Source organism: Pseudomonas sp. Pseusp88 (assembly GCF_047303955.1).
In the GTDB taxonomy this organism is placed as follows: domain Bacteria; phylum Pseudomonadota; class Gammaproteobacteria; order Pseudomonadales; family Pseudomonadaceae; genus Aquipseudomonas.
Window position 1 is genome coordinate 418558 of the sequence record NZ_JBGLYM010000002.1, and the last position, 19983, is coordinate 438540.

Sequence of the window (19983 nt, forward strand, 5' to 3'; positions counted from 1 at the left end):
CTCCGTTATCAGATCAGGCCGCGGCTGCGCCACGACTCGCGGGTGCTCGCGTCGATGCCCAGCCCTTCAAGGACTGAATCGGTGTGCTGCCCCAACGCAGGGGCGCGAGATTGAATACGACCGGGGGTGGCCGAGAGCTTGGGCACAATGCCGGGGAGCGTGACCGGAGTGCCGTCGTCCAGCGTGCCGGGTAGCAGCATTTCACGAGCCAGGTAATGAGGGTCCGTGGCGATATCGGCGGCGTCGTAGATTTTTCCGGACGGGATATTGGCCTCTTTCAGGGCCGCCAACACATCGTCCAGCGATCGCTCGGCCGTCCAGGTAGAAATCGCGGCATCTATACGAGCCACGTGGCGGACCCGGCCATCGTTTTGAGCAAGTTCCGGGTCATCGGCCAAATCAAGGCGGCCAATCTTTTCCATGAGCCGCCGGTAGATACTGTCGCCATTGCCGGCGATCAACGCGTACTTTCCATCCTGGCAACGGTAGGCATTGGTGGGCGCAATGCCTGGCAGGCTACTGCCGGCAGGTTCGCGCACAGTGCCGAAAACCGAATATTCGGGAATCAGACTCTCCATCATATTGAAGACAGACTCGTACAGCGCCACGTCGACCTGCTGCCCTGCTCCAGCGTTTTGCTCCCTGTGACGCAAGGCAAGCAGCACGCCGATGACCCCGTGGAGTGCCGAAAGCGAGTCGCCGATCGATACGCCCACCCTCACCGGAGTGCGCCCGGGCTCTCCCGACAAGTGGCGCAAACCGCCCATGGCCTCACCAATGACGCCGAAACCCGGAAGGTCGCGATACGGGCCTGTCTGGCCGTAGCCGGAAACACGCAACATGACCAGCCCGGGGTTGATCGCCGACAGCTCATCCCACCCCAAGCCCCATTTTTCCAGGGTCCCGGGGCGAAAGTTTTCGATCAGAATGTCTGCATCTTTGATCAGACTCTTGACCACGTCATGGGCTTGGGCCTGACGAAGGTCCAGCGTCACCGATTGCTTGTTACGGGATTGGGCTGCCCACCAGACCGACGTACCGTCGTGCAGCAGACGCCATTTGCGCAGAGGATCGCCGGTAACCGGCGGCTCGATCTTGATCACTTCGGCACCGAACTCGGCCAAAATTTTTGCGGCGAATGGACCAGCAATGAGCTGTCCCATTTCGACCACCTTGATACCTTCCAGAGGCAGGCTCATGACGTTTTCCGTTCTTGTTTGGGGCGACGCTGGAATATTCCCCTCAAAATGAACGGCTGAGAATTTCAAAGATTTCCACTACTCTTTCCAAAATGGAAACGTGGAGGCCGTCATGCTCAATTTGCTTCAGCTGGATCTGGTTTCATTGCGGCTGTTGGTGCTGACGGCGGACAGCGAAAATCTGACCAAGGCAGCCGAACACGCCCACATGACCGTCTCTGCCGCGAGCAAACGCCTTGCCGAACTGGAGCGAGTCACAAATTGCACCCTGTTCATCCGCCTCCCCCGGGGGCTGCAACTGACACCGGCTGGACGAGGGCTGGCAGAACATGCGCGTAATATCCTCGAGGGCGCCCAGCGCATGGCGCACGATGCCAGCGACTACGCCAGTGGCGTGCGCGGGCATGTCAGGCTGTTCGCCAATACATCAGCAGTCATTCAATTTCTGCCCGAAGACCTGGCGATATTTCTGGCCGCGAACCCTCATGTCCGGATTGGCATGGAGGAAGCGCTCAGCGACATGACCATCCAGGCGGTAGAAGATGGGCGAGCAGAGATCGGCATTTTTGCCGACAACGTCCCTGCCCCACGCCTGGAAATCAAACCTTATCGCCGGGACCGACTGGTCGTACTCGCCCCGCAAAGCCACCCGCTTGCCCAAATGCACAGCGTTACCCTCGCAGAGACCCTGGATTACGACTACGTCGCCCTCAACCAGGGCAGCTCCCTGCTCAAGCGCATCGGCGATGCGGCCGCCAGCACGGGAAAAATATTAAAGGTTCGTATTCAGGTAAGCAGTTTCGATGGCATCTGCCGCATGATCAATGCAGGCCTGGGCATCGGCATATTGCCTATCGGCTCGGTTCACCCTGAACTGCTCGAGTCCAAACTCAGGGCCATCCCGCTGGATGGTCCATGGGCATCCCGCACCTTGTATGTCGGTGTGGCAGATGCCGCCAGGCTCTCGCCCGAGGCCGCTAACTTGTATAGCTACTTGAGTAGCCTTGAGACCGCCCCCTTCATGAAAGAGTCGGCCTGACTTAATGACGAATGATCAGAAGCGCCGGCTCATGCGAGTCGAAACTATCAGCTACCAGAAAAGAACGCGGCAACGCAGGACAAATTGGCTCGGTATGTAGAAGCAGAATCCTGGCACGTCAAAGCCGTTGCCGAAGGACTGGCCGACATTGAAGCAGGGAAAACAACCGCATTGGAAACCGTTAAAGCAAAGTGGGTAGCGCGTGCTACAAATCGAGCTGAGTGAAAAAGCTGAAAGCGATCTGGATGCGATTCATGAGTATTACGCCCCTCTTGTGGGCTTCCAACGGGCCGATGCGGTGCTGGCCGAAATTTTCGCCTCGATTGAGCAACTGGAAACCTTTCCAGGTATGGGGTGCTCAGCGCAAAACCCTGACGTTCGAGAGCTGGTGCTGGATCGCTACCCGTTTGCTGTCAGTTACATCGTAAAAAGAAAAATCGTCTACATCGCTCGAATACTCCATGAATGTTGTCGTTAAGCTGGTTGGCGCAGTTGTCATCACCGCGTTTGGTGCTCATGGTGCTTCCTCGTAGAATGATTTTAGACCGTCGGCGGTTGCCCTCGGGTGGCACCATTTTTAAGCGATTGAGCGAACGCCAATAGGGAACTGGCGAGGAAATCTTCACATCTCGCTTACGGCTGGCCACAAGCCGAGACACGCCCCGACGTGGAGAAATCATCGCTCAGCTCAAGATCTAGGCCGCACCACGAAATGGTAGAATCTACGAAATGGGCTAGTCGTTTGCCTCCCTTCAATCACACTTACCCTCTGCACCAGCTATGATTAACGACTGGCCCGCTGCGGCTATTTATTCGCCACTGGCCATCACCAGCGGCGATAAGCAAAAGCCGGAAAAAGGCACCTGTTAGACCATGTGCTAGGAAACGCAGGACAGTATGCCAAACGCTCCTTCGCCCGCAAAACCTGTGCTCTGCGAAACTTAATTTCCTAATCAGCATTTTCTTCCAAGCCGCCAACTAATTTTGCCTCCATATACGCCTGCCATCGTCTATTCAGCGCTGTGTGACTCCACCTATACACCCAAGGCAACGTGGCGGGTGCTCTTTCAATTGCTGCGTTATAGTCCGACATAAGTAGTAGAACATCAGATTTTTCATACCCCCTTGAAGCCACCGCTTCAACCCGTTTAAACACCTCATCAATCGTCGACGCGGAGTTTTTGTAGGAAAGCAACAGACCTAGGGCGTCAGACGAGATCACAAAAACCATTATCGCAATCATCACTCGAGATAGTGATATCAGGTTATCCGACTCAAACGAAGCTACAGCAGCACCGCTTACTCCCAGCACCGTAGCCACAAAAGCAAAAAGCAAAGCTGCCATTACTTTAGAGCTTGTTCTCTGAAGATCTCGAGTCCAGTACGATGATTCTTCAATCATCTCGGCTAAGCGTTTATCGCCAGGTGTTTCTCGGGTGGCAAAATGATCCTCTTCACGCCGATGACTCTTTGGAGGAACGTCTACCTTGAATCCATCGCTGATCCTGAGTTGTTGCCCTGCGGACGGTACCATTTCTAGTCCACTCATGAGTAGGACTGCTCTACGAGCCTGATCGCCAGCGGATCGGTGTGATAATTGCCACTGGCTTAAATAAAACCAAACAAGCATGAGAACAAAGCCTGCAATAGCGTATACGAATAGATATTTATTATCATTCGAATAAACCGAAAAGGCGGCAATTACTGCTATCGATAGCTGAGCCATGATCATCAATATTTGCAATCGTTCCGCTCTATTAGACTCAGCACGCTGATGACTTAGCAAACGATCTACGCTAAACTCCCCGTCAATTTCTCTCAACCTCCCATCAATAAAATTCTTTTTACCCTCCCCATAGCCTTGAACGTTATTATGATAAGCAATGGCGAGCCGCCTCTTCAAATCAACATACGTTTTAGCAAATTCTTTATCAGTCACGAGCTCATTTTTAAAAATGAGCATATTTCTCCCCCAGCGGCTATTCGGCTTGCAGACGTGAACATGATACGAGCCCGAGTCATCGGAAGCATACTTCGCCAGAAATATCCTTGGGGTATCATTGCATTTTTCGCGAATATGATACCCCAGAGCGATTAACTCACTCAAAAGCTTCTCGATCACAGTCCAGTCACTAATTGATATCAGCATATCCACGATAGGTTTACTGGACAAACCTTTGACTGATGTTGAGCCCACATGATCAATATAAATTTTTGTAAAGCTGATGGTCGACTTAATCAGCCTAGACTCATCAGAAAAATTCTGAGCCCAAGTTTCACTATAATCACAGATGTTTACTGTATTCACCTTGCCCTCACCTCCATCTGACCACAACCCATCACAATGGGGCTAACTGGTGCATTTGCATACCTTGCGATGGGCGTTAGCCCCCCCTCAAGACAGCCCTATTCGGCCGTATTTTTACGCTCCCGCATAACCGCTTGCTTGAGAGTAGAAAGGGAGCAGTTGTCCTCCACAAATCATCCTTGACCTACAGGCTGATCCGTCAAAGTAGCCATATGCCATAATTCTCGCTGAGTAGGCCACCCTTAATGCTACCGATACCCAACTTTCACTGGATTTCCTCAGGGCAGGTAAAGGTTGTCGTTAACCGAGCCTACGTTTCGGCTTTCGGGAGTCCAGCCATATGGACGATTGAGCGGCTATGGAGTCCCGAGTGCGAAGCAAAACGGCTACAAAACTAAAATCAACAGCCTTAGTGATTCGACTCTCATCGGACATCTGAAATACTCTCATACATCCGCGAGACTAGGAGAAAAACTACCTCGCAACAAAATCTCTAGTTTTAAAAAGCTATTTCTTGCTGAACCTTCCGCCAATGGGCGCGCAACTGCTGCCTTATAGTTTTAGAATCCATAATTTTGGCCGCGCGGTAGCCATAAGTGATGAAGTTCCTACGCCCTAGATGGGTATATCCTTTATATATAGCACGTAAAAAAAGCCCCTTATCTTCCTCTCCTCGCTCACGTCGAAAACCGTTAATTCGATCCTTTGTTTTTTTCGCCAACCCCACCCTGGACTTCATCTTTTTATAGTAGCGGGTGAGAGATGCAGGCCGAATAAAAACGCGATCACCGTCAAATATAAAACCTAGATACTGAATCGGTCTTTCAGTCCTAAGTTTACCAGAGGCATCCCGAGTAAACTGCTGTACGTCAGTTTTTTTGTGCTGAACATCAAGAAGCATTTTTCTAATCTCTTTTTCAACGCACTCTTGGATTTCATCCTGGGCCTGTATGGGGCAAATAATCATTATGTCGTCACAATACCGGTAGTATACGGACTCTGTTTTGGAGAGAAACAGGAGCATCGCTCTGTCAAAGTTAAGCATATAAATATTGGAAAGAATCGCACTGATGGGTGATCCTTGTGGGATGCCATATTTTTCGTGATTAGCTGTGATCAACTCGCGACCTCTAATCAGCGCTCTAAACTCAGCTGGGCTACAGAGCCTTTTGTTGTCGACCTTGGGATTATGTAAAGAAATATCTAAAGCCTTAAAAGCATCTGATCTGTTTACGGAAGAATATCTTGTAATAGCTTTGAATACGGCATAGTGATCATGAGGCAGACTAGAGACGTCTAGTACTTCCTTCCATACCTTTTTAAGATATTCGTGATTCAGCCTATCGAAGAACTTTTCAATATCAAAGCATAAAACACTGCTCTCTTCACGAGCTTTTATTTCTTGGAAGGCATTGTGCGCATGGTGAATATTGTTCTGCCCATCTAAAGATCGAAAAGCGAGTACAGATGTGTGGAGGCCATGCGTCTTGAGCTTTTCCTCATACTTCGATGACAAGATGGAGGAGTAGTACGCATAGATATTGGAATCCATGTGAGCTGCATAGGATATGGGTCGGACTTTTTCCACAACCTCAAAAACCCGAGGCAGAGGATGATATTTTGTCTTCTTCGTTATGGTGGCGTTGCGAATAAACGGATAGAACGAATGCACGCACACCTTCGCCGGGTTGGATACGTACTCTAAGGCAACTCGCAAACCAACAGGACGGTCGAAATGCAAATAGTGCCGAGCTTTATACCAGCTATTCTCTTCCATGATTTCCCTATCAAGCCAACCGGTGAGACTCGGATGGCGGCAATCCTGAGCGCCTCACCGGCTAATCTTAAATGTTCCCCACACTATCCACTCATACAGGTATCTAAGCTATATGAACTAGGCCGCAACTGCTAGGGATGACGTATAATGTCAGTATCACTGTTTGCGTAATGCTTGGAGGTGCTCAATGAAGAGATTCCGCGCATCGTTGTTCAGTCTGCTGGTCGCTTTCGCGGCGAACCATTGCGAACTTGACAATCTGTGATTCACCTTATGGCCAAATGCCATAAGCAACTAGACATTAGCACACATGGAAGCCGGTTCCAAATTGATTTCAACACCGCAGATAATGCTCATCTCAAAGACCGCCAAAGCCTCATTTTCAAGTCCCAGGCCGCTTCCCTCCACTAGGTACCGAAGCTGCGCTGGCTTTTACCCGCAGCGCTTCGGCTTTGCGTAAACAACTCGTTCACACGGCTGTGCAAAAACACCCGTTCAGCGTCCGGAGATCGACGTCTGCGGCAGTACGCGTAATAGCAGGATCGAGTGACTTCAAAGACCGAGCACAAAAAATTCAACCGGCTCCTCCGAGCGAAATTGATCGACTAACGCAAGCGCTCGTATTCCTCGGCCATCAAGAGCGCGGTGGCCTTTTTTAAAATCGATTTCTCTCGTTCCAGGCGGTTGATACGGGCTTCCAGTGCCTGGATTTTCTGCTGCTTGGGTGTCAGCGCTTTGCTGGTCGGTGTGGCACCGCCTCGTTCCTGCTGGAGCTGATTGACCCACCGGCGCAAGACCGACTCTACCAACGGCTGCATCAGCGTGGCTGTAGTCCTGGTCAAGCACCAAGCTGGCAGCTTCGCGCATGAATTCGGGGTGAAGGTACGTCGTTGTCTGCTCATCGAACACCTCTATGGGGCGATCATTTTCGCCTAAAAAGGTGTCCGGGGTTAGTAGACCACTACAGGTGTCCGTTTTCATTAGACCACTACAGAAATTTTCAATTCAGGGATATCCGCCCGAAGGCAGCGAGTGAAATTGATGACCTTGGGGAGGCCAGCAAGCTGCTTGGACACACAGATAAGCGCATTACCGAGATGGTATATAGGCGCGTAGGAGAAATAGTGAAACCGACCCGATGAAACATTTTTCACGCATAGTTGCGGACGCCAGCCAAAATTGCGGACGCTTTCATCCCCTTTGATAGCATTGCGCTAGCAAACCCCAGAAACGACATAGCCCTGAAAAATCAGGGCTTTGCGCTGTAGAAGATGGCGGAGACATAGAGATTCGAACTCTAGGACCTGTTACAGTCGGCAGTTTTCAAGACTGCTGCCTTAAACCACTCGGCCATATCTCCACTTTTGCTGCGGGCGCCATAATACCCGAATGAAACAAGCTGTCAAACTCTGCTGCTGGCGGCTGGCAGCGCCTCTGTTATGATCTTTGCAACTCAACATTTCAACCACCAGGAGTTTCGCCATGCGCGAACAGGATTACGCAGTTAATAACGGCGTGCAGGCCGATCAGCTAGAGGTTAGCCGCGTCCTGCGCAACACGTACAGCCTGCTGGCGCTGACCTTGGCGTTCAGCGGCGTGATGGCTTATGTCGCCCAGCAGATGCATGTGGGCTACCCGAACATTTTCGTGGTGCTGATCGGTTTCTACGGTCTGTTCTTCCTCACCAATAAATTGCGCGACTCGGGCTGGGGCCTGGTTTCGGCCTTTGCCCTGACCGGCTTCATGGGTTACCTGCTGGGCCCTATCCTCAACCGTTACCTGGGTATGCAGGGCGGTGCCGAGGTCGTCAGTTCGGCCTTCGCCATGACGGCGCTGGTATTCGGCGGTCTGTCGGCCTATGTGCTGATCAGCCGCAAGGACATGAGTTTCCTCAGCGGCTTCATCACCGTCGGTTTCTTCGTCCTGCTGGGCGCTACCCTGGCCAGCCTGTTCTTCAACATCAGCGGCCTGCAACTGGCGATCAGCGCCGGCTTCGTGCTGTTCTCGTCGGCCGCGATCCTGTTCCAGACCAGCGCCATCATCCATGGCGGCGAGCGTAACTACATCATGGCGACCATCAGCCTGTATGTATCGATCTACAACCTGTTCATCAGCCTGTTGCAGATCTTCGGCATCATGAGTCGCGACGACTAAGCCCACGCCTGGCGTCAACAAAAAGCCCGCATTGCGGGCTTTTTGCTGTCTCACGGGCGTGAATTCTTTATCATGAAGCACGTTTCACACACAGAGCTGCCCATGAAGTTCGCCATCGCCCTTTTTTCCGCGGCCCATGTGCCCTCTTCCCGTCGCGCCCTGCTGTTCGCCCAGGCGGCGCTGGCCCAGGGCCATGAGATCGTCCGCCTGTTCTTCTATCAGGACGGCGTCCATAGTGCCTCGGCCAATGTCGTAGCCCCACAGGATGAGCAGGACCTGCCTTTACAGTGGCGTGAATTCGTCAGCAGCCATCAACTGGATGGCGTGGTATGCATCGCGGCGGCTTTACGCCGGGGCGTGCTGAATGACGAAGAGGCTCAACGTTATCAGCGCCCCGCCGCCAATCTAGCGGCCCCCTGGGAATTATCCGGCCTGGGTCAGTTGCATGACGCGGTGCAAAGCGCCGACCGATTAGTCTGCTTCGGAGGGCCTTGAGCAATGGCCAAATCCCTGTTGATTATCAGCCGCCAATCGCCCTGGTCCGGCCCAAGTGCCCGTGAAACCCTGGATATCGCGCTGGCGGGTGGGGCCTTCGATCTGCCGATAGGTTTGTTGTTTCTGGACGATGGTGTTCTTCAACTGCTGGCGGCGCAAAAGTCCGTCGCCATTCAACAGAAAGACCTGACGGCCAATCTGCAGGCCCTGACGATGTTTGGAGTGGAAGAGCTTTATGCTTGCGAGCATAGCCTGACAGAGCGTGGTATTGCGGCGACGAACCTGGATGCAGACTCCTTGCAGCGGCTATCGCCTGCCGACATTTCTGCGCTCATTGACCGTTACGACCAGGTGATCACGATCTGATGGCGACCTTACATGTTCTTTCCCATTCCCCGTTCAGCGACAGTCGCCTGGACAGCTGCCTGCGCCTGCTCGGGGAACACGACGCCATCCTGCTCTGCGGCGATGCGACTTATGCCCTGACGCCTGCCAGCGCACCACTGCAAGTCCTGGAAGGCAGGCTCGACAGCCTCAAGCTGTTCGCCCTCGAGGAAGACGTGCAGGCGCGCAACATTCCGGCGCCCGCCTGGGCCAATCAGGTCGACTACCCTGGCTTCGTCGATTTGACGATTCGCTTCGACAAGGTCAATAGCTGGCTATGAATGTCCTGACGCTTGATACCCGGCAGATTGCCCTGGACAAGGATGGCTTCCTGGAGGACCTGAACGACTGGTCCATGGACGTGGCTCGGGCCCTGGCCCTCCGGGAAGGTATCGACCTGAGCCCGGAACATATTGAAATACTGGAACTGTTGCGTGGCTTCTATACCGAGTTCCAACTGTCGCCCGCAACCCGGCCGCTGATCAAGTACACCGCCTTGAAACTGGGCGTCGAAAAAGGCAACAGCATGCACCTCAATCGCCTGTTCAACGGCACTCCCGCCAAACTCGCCGCCAAGCTGGCGGGCCTGCCCAAGCCGACCAATTGCATATGACCGAATACGCCCCGCTCGTCACCGTAACCCCCGCCGAACATCCGTTTGCGCAATTTGTACGCATCCTTGGCAAGGGCAAGCAAGGCGCCCGCAACCTCACTCGCGAGGAAGCGCGTGAAGCCATGGCCATGTTGATCGAAGAAAAAGTCGAGGACACCCAGCTCGGCGCCTTCCTGATGCTGCTGCGGCACAAGGAAGAAAGCGCGGAAGAACTGGCAGGCTTTACCGAAGCCATCCGCGCGCGCCTGCAGGCCCCGGCCCTGGCGGTGGATATCGACTGGCCGACTTACGCGGGCAAGAAGCGCCACCTGCCCTGGTATCTGCTGGCCGCCAAATGCCTGGCCCAGAACGGCGTGAAGATTTTCATGCATGGCGGCGGCGCCCATACCGCCGGGCGTCTCTATAGCGAACAGCTGCTCGGCCTGCTCGGCATTCCCTTGTGTCGCAACTGGCAATCCGTGGAATTGGCACTGGCACAGCACAATCTGGCGTTCATGCCCTTGGGCGACTGGGCGCCACAGCTGCAACGCATGATCGATCTGCGCAACACCCTGGGCCTGCGCTCACCCATCCACTCACTGGCACGTATCATCAACCCACTGGGCGCACGCTGCGGCCTGCAAAGCATCTTTCACCCCGGCTATCAGAGCGTGCACCGCGATGCCAGCAGCCTGCTGGGCGATAACGCTATCGTGATCAAGGGCGACGGCGGTGAAATCGAGGTCAACCCCGACACTATCAGTCACCTCTATGGCACCAGCGGCGGGCAGCCATGGGATGAGGAATGGCCCGCACTGTCAGAGCGTCGCCACGTCAAACCTGCGACCCTCGATCCGCAGCAGTTGACCGCACTGTGGCGTGGCGAAATCGAAGACAGCTATCCACAACTGGCGCTGATCTCGACGATCGCTCTGGCCTTGCGTGGCCTTGGCATGCCCCGTGAGCAGGCGTTCACTCAGGCCCGGGTTTACTGGAACAAACGGGATCTATCTATTTAATCGATGTTAACCCCGTACAATTTGCGCCATTCGTTCGAACCATTCTAATTAAACTGTTCTCCAATCCTTTAACACTTATAGATTGGAGTCAGACATGGGCCTTCTCGTCGAAGGACGCTGGCATGACCAGTGGTACGAAAGCAGCAAAGATGGCGCGTTCCAACGGGAAAACGCCCAGCGTCGCAATTGGGTGACCGCCGATGGAAAACCCGGCCCGACCGGTGAAGGTGGCTTTGTTGCCGAAGCCGGGCGCTACCATTTGTATGTCTCGCTGGCGTGCCCCTGGGCCCATCGCACCCTGATCATGCGCAAGCTCAAGGGCCTGGAAAGTCTGATTGATGTCTCGGTGGTCAGTTGGCTGATGCTGGAAAACGGCTGGACCTTCGATCAGGACAAAGGCTCGACCGGCGACAAACTCGACGGTCTGGAATTTCTCCATCAGCGTTACACTACCGACGATCGCTACTACACCGGCCGCGTCACCGTACCTGTGCTGTGGGACAAGAAGCTCAACCGTATCGTCAGCAACGAGTCGTCGGAAATCATCCGCATGTTCAACTCAGCCTTCAACGGGCTGACCGGTAATCATCTGGACTTCTACCCTGCGCCACTGCGGGCAGAGATCGACGAGCTGAACGAGCGTATTTATCCCGCAGTGAATAACGGCGTATATCGCGCAGGTTTTGCTACCGCACAGGGCGCCTATGAGCAGGCCTATGATGGCTTGTTTGCCGAGCTGGATGTGTTGGAAGAACGGTTGAGCAAGAAGCGCTACCTGACGGGCGAACACCTGACCGAAGCCGATATCCGGCTATTTACCACCATCGTGCGCTTCGATGCGGTGTATTACGGTCACTTCAAATGCAACCTGCGCCGGATCAGCGACTACCCGAACCTGCAAAACTGGCTGCGCGAGCTCTACCAGTGGCCCGGCGTCGCAGAAACCGTAGACCTGGAGCACATCAAGGGCCATTACTACGCCAGCCACCGCACCATCAATCCGACCGGCATCGTGCCCAAGGGGCCGACCCTGAGCTTCGATGCGGATCATGATCGTGCGCGCCTGAGCGGCAGTGGTGTCTGGGCCTGAAAGCCTTGGGACGTGACATTTGTGGGATCGGCTTCAGCCGGGAAAGCTCTACCTCAGGCGATAGAAATGTATCGATCCTGCCTGAGCCTTCCCGGCTAACGCCGGTCCCACATTTATTGATGCTGTATTTGCCGCGTTACATATTGCCTTGCGCACCTTCGAACCAGGCCAGTTTCTCGCGTAGCTGAACCACTTCGCCGACTATGACCAACGTGGGTGCATGCACCTCGTGCTCAGCCACCAGTTGCGGCAAGTTGGCCAGTGTTCCGGTAAAGACCCGCTGATTCTGCGTGGTGCCCTGCTGGATCAGCGCCGCAGGAGTATCAGCGGCTCGACCATGCCTGATCAGGCCTTCGCAGATCATCGGCAAACCGACCAGCCCCATGTAGAACACCAGGGTCTGGGCCGGAGCCACCAAATCAGCCCAAGGCAGATCAGTGCTGCCGTCCTTGAGATGGCCCGTCACAAAGCGCACCGACTGGGCATAGTCGCGATGCGTCAGGGGAATACCGGCGTAAGCGGCGCAACCGCTGGCGGCCGTAATGCCCGGCACCACTTGAAATGGAATGCCATGAGCCGCCAGCTCTTCGATTTCCTCGCCGCCACGGCCGAAGATAAATGGGTCGCCCCCCTTGAGCCGCACCACTCGCTTGCCTTGCTGAGCCAACGCCACCAGTTGCTGGTTGATCTGCTCCTGGGGCAAGGCATGATCCGCGCGGCGCTTGCCGACATAGATGCGTTCGGCGTCACGACGGCACAGCTCAAGGATCGCCGGCGCCACCAGACGGTCATAGAGCACCACGTCGGCCTGTTGCATCAAGCGCAGGGCACGGAAGGTCAGTAGATCCGGATCACCAGGTCCCGCTCCCACCAGATAGACTTCGCCCTTGCCTGAAGGCGCTTCGCCAGCGATTTTCGCCAGCAACAGACGTTCGGCTTCGGCGCCCTGCCCGGCCAGCTGTCGATCAGCGATCGGGCCCTGGAACACGTCTTCCCAGAATGCGCGGCGTTGCTGCACATCGGGAAACAGCCCTTTGACCTGATTGCGAAAACGCGCAGCCAGACCGGCCAGTTGCCCGTAGGTGGAAGGAATCCAGGTTTCCAGCTTGGCCCGGATCAACCGTGCCAGCACCGGCGCATCACCGCCACTGGAGACCGCGATCACCAAGGGCGAACGGTCGACAATGGCAGGGAAAATCACACTGCACAGCGCGGGAGCGTCGACCACATTGACCGGCACGCAACGCTTGTGGGCATCCTGGGATACCTGGGCATTGAGCGGCTCGTCGTCAGTGGCAGCGATAACCAGCACACAACCATCCAGATCACTTTCAAGATAGCCGCGCGACAGCACCAGGCCACCAGCGGCTGTGACCAGTTCAGCCAGTTGCGTTTCGACCTGGGGTGCAACCACCCGCAACAACGCACCGGCATCGGCCAGCAGGCGGGATTTACGCAAGGCAATCTCGCCGCCGCCGACCACCAACACCCAGCTGCCGCGCAGATTATGGAACAGCGGCAGAAATTCCATTTAGCCGATGACCTCAAGGCCGCCCATGTACGGCTTGAGCACTTCAGGGATGCGGATCGAACCGTCAGCCTGCTGATAGTTTTCCAGCACCGCGACCAGGGTACGGCCAACAGCCAGACCGGAGCCGTTCAGGGTGTGCACCAGCTCCGGCTTGCCGGTTTCTGGGTTGCGCCAGCGAGCCTGCATGCGGCGCGCCTGGAAGTCGCCGCAGTTGGAGCACGACGAAATTTCGCGGTACTTGTCCTGGCTCGGAATCCACACCTCCAGGTCGTAGGTCTTGACGGCGCTGAAGCCCATATCGCCGGTGCACAGGGCCAGTACGCGGTAAGGCAACTCCAGCAGCTGCAGGACGCGTTCGGCGTTGGCGGTCAGGCCTTCGAGAGCTTCCATCGACTTTTCAGGCTCGACGATCTGCACCATCTCGACCTTGTCGAACTGGTGCTGGCGGATCATGCCGCGGGTATCGCGACCCGACGCACCGGCTTCGCTGCGGAAGCATGGGGTGTGGGCAACGAACTTCAACGGCATCTGCCTGGCGTCGACGATTTCCCCGGCAACAATATTGGTCAGGGACACTTCGGCGGTCGGGATCAGGTACAGGTCGGCCTCACCTTCGCGGGAGATCTTGAACAGATCTTCCTCGAACTTCGGCAACTGACCAGTACCTTGCAGGGCCGGAGCCTGGACCAGATAAGGTGTGTACGCCTCTTCATAGCCGTGCTCGGTGACATGCAGATTGATCATGAACTGCGCCAAGGCGCGATGCAGGCGGGCAATCGGGCCGCGCAGCAGGGCAAAGCGAGCGCCGGACAGCTTGGCCGCAGTTTCGAAGTCCAGCCAGCCGAACTTCTCGCCCAGGGCAACGTGATCCTGTACCGTGAAATCGAAGGCAGTCGGGGTGCCCCAGCGACGCACTTCGACGTTGTCGTCTTCATCGGCACCCACCGGCACCGACTCATGGGGCAGGTTCGGCATGCTCAGCAGCATGGCGTCCAGTTCAGCCTGGATCGCATCCAGCTCGACCTTGCCGCTGCTCAATTCGCTGCCCATGCGCTCGACATCAGCCATCAGCGGGGCGATATCTTCGCCACGCTGCTTGGCCTGGCCGATGGATTTGGAACGGGCATTGCGCTCGGCCTGCAACTGCTCGGTGCGGGTCTGAACGGTCTTGCGCTGGTTTTCCAGCGCTTCAATGCGGGCCACATCCAGGGTGAAACCACGGGAAGTCAGGCGATCCGCTACGTCCTGAAGTTGAGTACGTAACAGTTTGGAATCGAGCATGGTGTTCTCTCGTCTATCAAAGTCTGGTCAAGGTCAGGCCGAGCCAGGTGGCAAGCAGCCCGCCGAATACACTGATACCCGCATAGCCCAGGGCCAGTGGCACTTGCCCGCTTTCCAGCAGGCGCAATGTATCCAGTGAAAAGGATGAAAAGGTCGTCAGACCGCCTACAAAGCCGACAATCAGGCCGGCACGAATCTCAATGGGCACTTCCGGGCGCAGCAGGAACAAGCCGTACAACACGCCGATGATCAGGCAACCGACCAGGTTCACCGCCAACGTAGCGCCGTAGAAATGTTTAGGCCAGTTGGCCGTGACCCAAGTACCCGTCGCAAAGCGCAATAATGTACCAGCGATACCGGCCAGGGACACCGCAAGAATGGTCTGAAACACCTACTTTCTCCGCTGACGAGGGCTGGCCCGGTCCAGGGCAGCCAAATGTTTGAGTTTTTCGCCTATTTTCAATTCAAGACCACGGGGCACCGGCTGGTAGTAGTGACGCGGCTCCAGCTCTTCGGGGAAGTAGTCCTCGCCTGCCGCATAGGCATCGGGCTCATCATGTGCGTAACGGTACTCTTCGCCATAGCCCAATTGTTTCATCAGCTTGGTCGGAGCATTACGCAGGTGCAGCGGCACTTCGAGCGAACCATGCTCCGTGGCTTCGCGCATGGCGGCCTTGAAGCCCATGTACACCGCGTTACTCTTCGGCGCACAGGCCAGATAGACAATGGCCTGAGCCACTGCCAGCTCGCCTTCCGGGCTGCCCAGACGCTCCTGCACGTCCCAGGCCGACATGCACAGTGGCAGCGCTCGCGGGTCGGCATTGCCGATATCTTCGCTGGCCATGCGCACCACACGGCGCGCCAGATACAGCGGATCGCAACCACCGTCGATCATCCGCGCGAACCAGTACAGCGCCGCATCAGGATTGGAGCCGCGAATGGATTTATGCAACGCCGATATCTGGTCGTAGAAGGCCTCGCCGCCCTTGTCGAAACGGCGTCGTCCATCGCCGAGCAGGCCCTGGAGCATCTCGACGCCGATGACGCTGCCGTCATCGGCCAGGTCGGCAGCGTTTTCCAGCAGGTTGAGCATCCGTCGGCCATCGCCATCGGCAGCGGACATCAACATGGCAAAGCCTTCGTCGTCAAGACTGAGGTTCTGTTTGCCCAGCCCGCGCTCTTCGGTCAATGCGCGATGAACCAGCTTGCGCAGCGCCGCCTCGTCGAGGCTCTTGAGCACATAGACCCGTGCCCGGGACAACAGCGCGTTGTTCAGCTCGAAAGAGGGATTTTCCGTGGTCGCGCCGATGAAGATGAGCGTACCGTCTTCGACATAGGGCAGGAAGGCATCCTGCTGCGACTTGTTGAAGCGATGCACCTCATCGACGAACAGGATCGTACGACGCCCGTACTGACCGGCCTGTTGCTTGGCGACTTCGACAGCCTGGCGGATTTCCTTGACCCCGGCCAGCACCGCTGAAACCGTTTCGAAATGTGCGTCGGAGACCTTGGCCAGCAGCCGTGCCAGGGTCGTCTTGCCCACCCCTGGCGGCCCCCAGAAGATCATCGAGTGCAGCGCACCCTGCTCCAGAGCCTCGCGCAACGGCTTGCCATGGGCGAGCAAGTGCTCCTGACCGACGTACTCGTCCAGATTGGTGGCACGCAGGCGCGCCGCCAGGGGCTGAGCTATCGGGTCGCTACGAAACAAGTCCATGGGCTGCGCTTGAAACCTCTTATTCCTGAATGACGTCGGCGCCCTTCGGAACCTGGAACTGGAACTTGCTCGCCGCTACGGTCTCGTTAGCCTTGACCCCGGTAAACAGGATATTGGTGCGCTGGCCGACGCTGTCGATCAACTGCATGTCGTTGATCATGCCGTTACGGAAGGACAGGCGCAGGCTGTCGAACAACGTGTCCTTGGTCTTGGGCTTGAGCACGAAGTCGATCACGTTGCCAGCTTCCTTGGCGGTGATATCAAAACTCTCGCTGATCTTCGACACATCGCCGGACAGCAGCAGCGCGGGGGTCTGGGTCAGACGCTGATCCAGGGTCTTGATGGTGACCTGTTGCAAGTCCGGGTCCCACAGGGAAACCTTCTTGCCATCGGAAACCATCAACTGCTCCTGCGGTGCGTCGGTGTGCCAGTAGAACTGGCCGGGCCGCTGCAGGACCATCTCACCCGCGGTTTCCTGCAGCTGCGTGCCGGAACCGTCCAGGCTCAGCTGCGAGAAGCGTGCGCTGAGTGTCTTGGAGTTTTCCAGCAACTGGGTCAGACGGGCCACGTCCTTGCTGTCGGCATGGGCCGGGACAACGGAAAAGGTCAGAGCAGTAGCCAGTAACAGGCGGATCAGACGCATGGGAGTCCTCTTGAATGCAGTGGGCTCCCGGCAGCGTGTCATTACGCTGGCCGGGTAAATAGAGCAGCTGAAGGGTCAGTCGCGCATCGGGCCCGGCGCAATCACTTCGCGCGAGCCGTTGGTGTTCATGGACGTCACGACGCCCGCCATTTCCATGGCTTCGATCATTCGCGCCGCGCGGTTGTAACCGATCTTGAGCTTGCGCTGCACAGCAGAAATCGAAGCGCGACGGCTTTCCAGGACGAACTTGACGGCTTCGTCGTACAGCGCATCGCTCTCGCTGTCCTCGGCGCCTTCGCCACCGCCACCATCGAACCCGCTGCCCGCTTCTTCGACGCCGGCGAGAATATCCTCGTTGTAGTCCGGCACGCCGCGCAGCTTCCAGGCTTCCACCACGCGATGGACCTCATCGTCCGAGACGAAGGCGCCATGCACGCGAATCGGCAAGCTGGTGCCCGGTGGCATGTACAGCATGTCACCGTGGCCGAGCAGTTGTTCGGCACCGCCCTGGTCGATGATGGTCCGGGAGTCGATCTTACTCGATACCTGGAACGCCATGCGTGTCGGGATGTTGGCCTTGATCAGACCGGTGATCACGTCCACGGACGGACGTTGAGTAGCCAGGATCAAGTGGATACCGGCTGCCCGGGCCTTCTGGGCGATACGGGCGATGAGTTCTTCGACCTTCTTGCCGACGATCATCATCATGTCGGCGAATTCATCGACCACCACCACAATGGTCGGCAGGGTCTTGAGCAGCGGCGCTTCGTCATGAATGCTTTCACGGCGATACGTCGGATCGGACAGCGGCGTGCCCTCTTCCTCGGCGTCCTTGACCTTGCGGTTGAAGCCAGCGAGGTTTCGCACGCCCATGGCCGCCATCAGCTTGTAGCGACGCTCCATCTCGGCGACGCTCCAGCGCAGGGCGTTGGCCGCATCCTTCATGTCGGTGACTACCGGGCAGAGCAGATGCGGAATACCCTCGTAGATCGACAGCTCGAGCATTTTCGGGTCGATCATGATCAGGCGTGCATCTTCCGGCCCCGACTTGAACAGTATCGACAGGATCATCGCGTTGACCCCCACCGACTTACCGGAACCGGTGGTACCAGCTACCAGCAGGTGCGGCATCTTCGCCAGGTCAACGATGATCGGCTTGCCGCCAATGTCATGGCCCAGAGCCATGGTGACCGGCGACTTGGCATCATCGTATTCCGGCGACGACAGTACTTCGGAGAAGCGCACGATCTGCCGGTCTTCGTTGGGAATCTCGATGCCTACGGTGGTCTTGCCGGGAATCACCTCGACCACGCGCACACTGGTCACCGCCAGGGAGCGCGCCAGGTCCTTGGCCAGGTTGGCGATGCGGCTGACCTTCACGCCTGCCGCCGGCTGAATTTCGTAACGGGTGATGACGGGGCCGGGGTGGATCGAGTCCACCGTCACTTCGACACCGAACTCCTTGAGTTTGATTTCCAGCAGATGCCCCACCGCCGCCAGGGATTCGGGAGAATAATTGAGCTTTTTCTTCTCGGCCGGATCAAGGATCGAGATCGGCGGCAAGGTGCCTTCCACGGCGCTGTCGACGAACAACGATACCTGTTTTTCCTTCTGTACACGCTTGCTCGGCTCCGGCGGACGGGCCGGTGCAGGGGCGATAACAGCCGGAACGTGCTTCTCGCGCTCAGTCATGTGAGTACTGAGGGACTGTTCGCGCTCGATCAGGCGCTCCTTGGCCTTGGCCTGCTCACGACGATCCGACGCCACTGGCGCCACCACGTCCTTGATCCGGACATCGACTTCGCGCAATTGCGCGACCATCTGCTTGCGATCGCTACGGGCCATCCACCAGCGATTGGCGGCACCCTGGAACAGTTCGAGCAGATCAAGGGTTATCTTGCCGGTCAGGTCCATGACCTTGAACCAGGACAGATCGGTGAATACGGTAAGGCCGAACAGGAACAGGGCAATGAACAGCAAGGTGCTGCCCTGGACATTGAGGGCTTTCTGCGCGAGATCACCGAGGACTTCGCCCAGCACACCGCCCGCCGAGCCAGGGAAACCGGCTGAGTAATGGAAATGGATATGGGCCAGGGCGGCACCCGCCAGGACCAGGAACACCAGGCCGATCAGGCGCCAGGAGAACAGCCAGCCGCTCCATTGCCAGGGCTCATGACGCTGGCGAAAGACCTGCCAGGCCTTGACCGCCAGCAGCAGAGGGAAAATGTAGGCGAAATAGCCCAGGACCATGAACAGGATATCGGCACTGAAGGCCCCTGCACGGCCCGCAGCGTTCTGAACCTGCACGGCACTGCTGGTGTGGCTCCAGCCCGGATCGTTGGGGTCGTAGCTCAACAAGGCCATCATCAGGTAAAGACACAGCGCCCCGAAGGCAATCAGCGCACCTTCCTTGAGTCGGTAGTGCAACTGTTGCCGCCAGAGTGGAACAGGGCTGGGTGCTAAGGTGGACTTCTTCAAAACGCTTGTTTTCCTGCGCCGGGCGCGAACATCTGTAGTTGATCATTCATTTTGCAAACATCTAGTCTGGCGTGCGCCACGCATATCTTCAAGGCCCAGCCACAACGCTCAATTTGAGCATGCATTGCCTTGCGTGACAAAGGGTTATGTCGTATTCCTGACCATCGACCCGAGCCGGGAACAGCCCGTGGTACAAAAGTGTAAACGGAGACTTCAAAATGGCGACGAACTGTGACCACACTTGGGGCCTGGAGTTGCACTCCGGCCGCCGCCCTCCCC

The 19983-nt window shown here is 56.6% G+C and carries 18 protein-coding genes, 1 tRNA gene and 2 pseudogenes; 10 read left to right on the plus strand and 11 right to left on the minus strand.

The features are described 5' to 3' along the window. Window positions 1–8 precede the first annotated feature (8 nt). A complete protein-coding gene (locus tag ACCD02_RS04370; RefSeq protein WP_413298747.1) occupies window positions 9–1199 on the minus strand; it encodes a CaiB/BaiF CoA transferase family protein in 1191 nt (396 codons plus the stop codon). Between the two features lie 112 nt (window positions 1200–1311). Between ACCD02_RS04370 and ACCD02_RS04375 the strand changes: the two genes are divergently transcribed. Beyond that, on the plus strand, window positions 1312–2238 hold the full coding sequence (locus ACCD02_RS04375; protein WP_413298748.1) for a LysR family transcriptional regulator: 927 nt from the start codon (window positions 1312–1314) through the stop codon (window positions 2236–2238). Between the two features lie 202 nt (window positions 2239–2440). Further along, window positions 2441–2716, plus strand: a complete 276-nt coding sequence (locus ACCD02_RS04380) for a type II toxin-antitoxin system RelE/ParE family toxin (protein ID WP_413298749.1) — start codon at window positions 2441–2443, stop codon at window positions 2714–2716. Window positions 2717–3187: 471 nt separating this feature from the next. Here the strand turns inward: ACCD02_RS04380 and ACCD02_RS04385 are convergent, their stop codons facing one another. The 3 genes and pseudogenes from ACCD02_RS04385 to ACCD02_RS04395 all read right to left on the minus strand — a co-directional run. Then, entirely contained in the window at window positions 3188–4546 is a 1359-nt protein-coding gene (locus ACCD02_RS04385; protein ID WP_413298751.1) for a GrpB family protein, read from the minus strand. A 499-nt stretch (window positions 4547–5045) separates the two neighbouring features. Further along, the gene (gene drt2, locus ACCD02_RS04390; RefSeq protein WP_413298752.1) at window positions 5046–6323 is read right to left on the minus strand and encodes an antiviral reverse transcriptase Drt2; all 1278 of its coding nucleotides are present in this window, start codon (window positions 6321–6323) and stop codon (window positions 5046–5048) included. Between the two features lie 434 nt (window positions 6324–6757). After that, a pseudogene (locus ACCD02_RS04395) lies at window positions 6758–7225 on the minus strand (transposase); the annotation flags it as partial. A gap of 90 nt (window positions 7226–7315) precedes the next feature. On the opposite strand from ACCD02_RS04395, the pseudogene ACCD02_RS04400 reads away from it, so the two are divergent. Then, a pseudogene (locus ACCD02_RS04400) lies at window positions 7316–7465 on the plus strand (integrase); the annotation flags it as partial. A gap of 130 nt (window positions 7466–7595) precedes the next feature. On the opposite strand, the gene ACCD02_RS04405 reads toward ACCD02_RS04400, so the two are convergent. Next, a tRNA-Ser gene (locus tag ACCD02_RS04405) sits at window positions 7596–7683 on the minus strand. Between the two features lie 122 nt (window positions 7684–7805). On the opposite strand from ACCD02_RS04405, the gene ACCD02_RS04410 reads away from it, so the two are divergent. The 7 genes from ACCD02_RS04410 (at window position 7806) to ACCD02_RS04440 (ending at window position 12057) form a co-directional block, all read left to right on the plus strand. Next, on the plus strand, window positions 7806–8477 hold the full coding sequence (locus ACCD02_RS04410; RefSeq protein WP_413298753.1) for a Bax inhibitor-1/YccA family protein: 672 nt from the start codon (window positions 7806–7808) through the stop codon (window positions 8475–8477). A gap of 102 nt (window positions 8478–8579) precedes the next feature. Further along, the gene (gene tusD / locus ACCD02_RS04415; RefSeq protein ID WP_413298754.1) at window positions 8580–8972 is read left to right on the plus strand and encodes a sulfurtransferase complex subunit TusD; all 393 of its coding nucleotides are present in this window, start codon (window positions 8580–8582) and stop codon (window positions 8970–8972) included. Window positions 8973–8975: 3 nt separating this feature from the next. Then, window positions 8976–9338, plus strand: coding sequence for a sulfurtransferase complex subunit TusC (gene tusC, locus ACCD02_RS04420; RefSeq protein WP_413298755.1), 363 nt, complete (start codon window positions 8976–8978; stop codon window positions 9336–9338). Beyond that, a complete protein-coding gene (gene tusB / locus ACCD02_RS04425) occupies window positions 9338–9637 on the plus strand; it encodes a sulfurtransferase complex subunit TusB (RefSeq protein ID WP_413298757.1) in 300 nt (99 codons plus the stop codon). Before tusC ends, tusB begins: the two co-directional genes overlap by 1 nt. Beyond that, the gene (locus ACCD02_RS04430) at window positions 9634–9969 is read left to right on the plus strand and encodes a TusE/DsrC/DsvC family sulfur relay protein (RefSeq protein ID WP_413298759.1); all 336 of its coding nucleotides are present in this window, start codon (window positions 9634–9636) and stop codon (window positions 9967–9969) included. The genes tusB and ACCD02_RS04430 overlap by 4 nt, the downstream gene beginning before the upstream one ends. After that, window positions 9966–10967, plus strand: coding sequence for a glycosyl transferase family protein (locus ACCD02_RS04435; RefSeq protein ID WP_413298761.1), 1002 nt, complete (start codon window positions 9966–9968; stop codon window positions 10965–10967). The genes ACCD02_RS04430 and ACCD02_RS04435 overlap by 4 nt, the downstream gene beginning before the upstream one ends. A gap of 94 nt (window positions 10968–11061) precedes the next feature. Further along, the gene (locus ACCD02_RS04440; protein ID WP_413298763.1) at window positions 11062–12057 is read left to right on the plus strand and encodes a glutathione S-transferase family protein; all 996 of its coding nucleotides are present in this window, start codon (window positions 11062–11064) and stop codon (window positions 12055–12057) included. A 136-nt stretch (window positions 12058–12193) separates the two neighbouring features. On the opposite strand, the gene cysG is transcribed toward ACCD02_RS04440, so the two are convergent. From cysG to ftsK, 6 genes are all read right to left on the minus strand, one after another. Then, entirely contained in the window at window positions 12194–13588 is a 1395-nt protein-coding gene (gene cysG / locus ACCD02_RS04445; RefSeq protein WP_413298765.1) for a siroheme synthase CysG, read from the minus strand. Continuing rightward, window positions 13589–14869, minus strand: coding sequence for a serine--tRNA ligase (gene serS, locus ACCD02_RS04450; RefSeq protein WP_413298767.1), 1281 nt, complete (start codon window positions 14867–14869; stop codon window positions 13589–13591). 16 nt (window positions 14870–14885) lie between these two features. Continuing rightward, complete coding sequence (gene crcB, locus ACCD02_RS04455; RefSeq protein ID WP_413298769.1) at window positions 14886–15260, minus strand: fluoride efflux transporter CrcB; 375 nt, start codon at window positions 15258–15260, stop codon at window positions 14886–14888. Further along, window positions 15261–16583, minus strand: coding sequence for a replication-associated recombination protein A (locus ACCD02_RS04460; RefSeq protein ID WP_413298771.1), 1323 nt, complete (start codon window positions 16581–16583; stop codon window positions 15261–15263). 19 nt (window positions 16584–16602) lie between these two features. Beyond that, window positions 16603–17226 (minus strand): outer membrane lipoprotein chaperone LolA, encoded by a 624-nt coding sequence (gene lolA / locus ACCD02_RS04465; protein WP_413298773.1) that lies wholly within the window; start codon window positions 17224–17226, stop codon window positions 16603–16605. Window positions 17227–17301: 75 nt separating this feature from the next. Then, entirely contained in the window at window positions 17302–19704 is a 2403-nt protein-coding gene (gene ftsK / locus ACCD02_RS04470) for a DNA translocase FtsK (RefSeq protein WP_413298775.1), read from the minus strand. Window positions 19705–19983 lie beyond the last annotated feature (279 nt).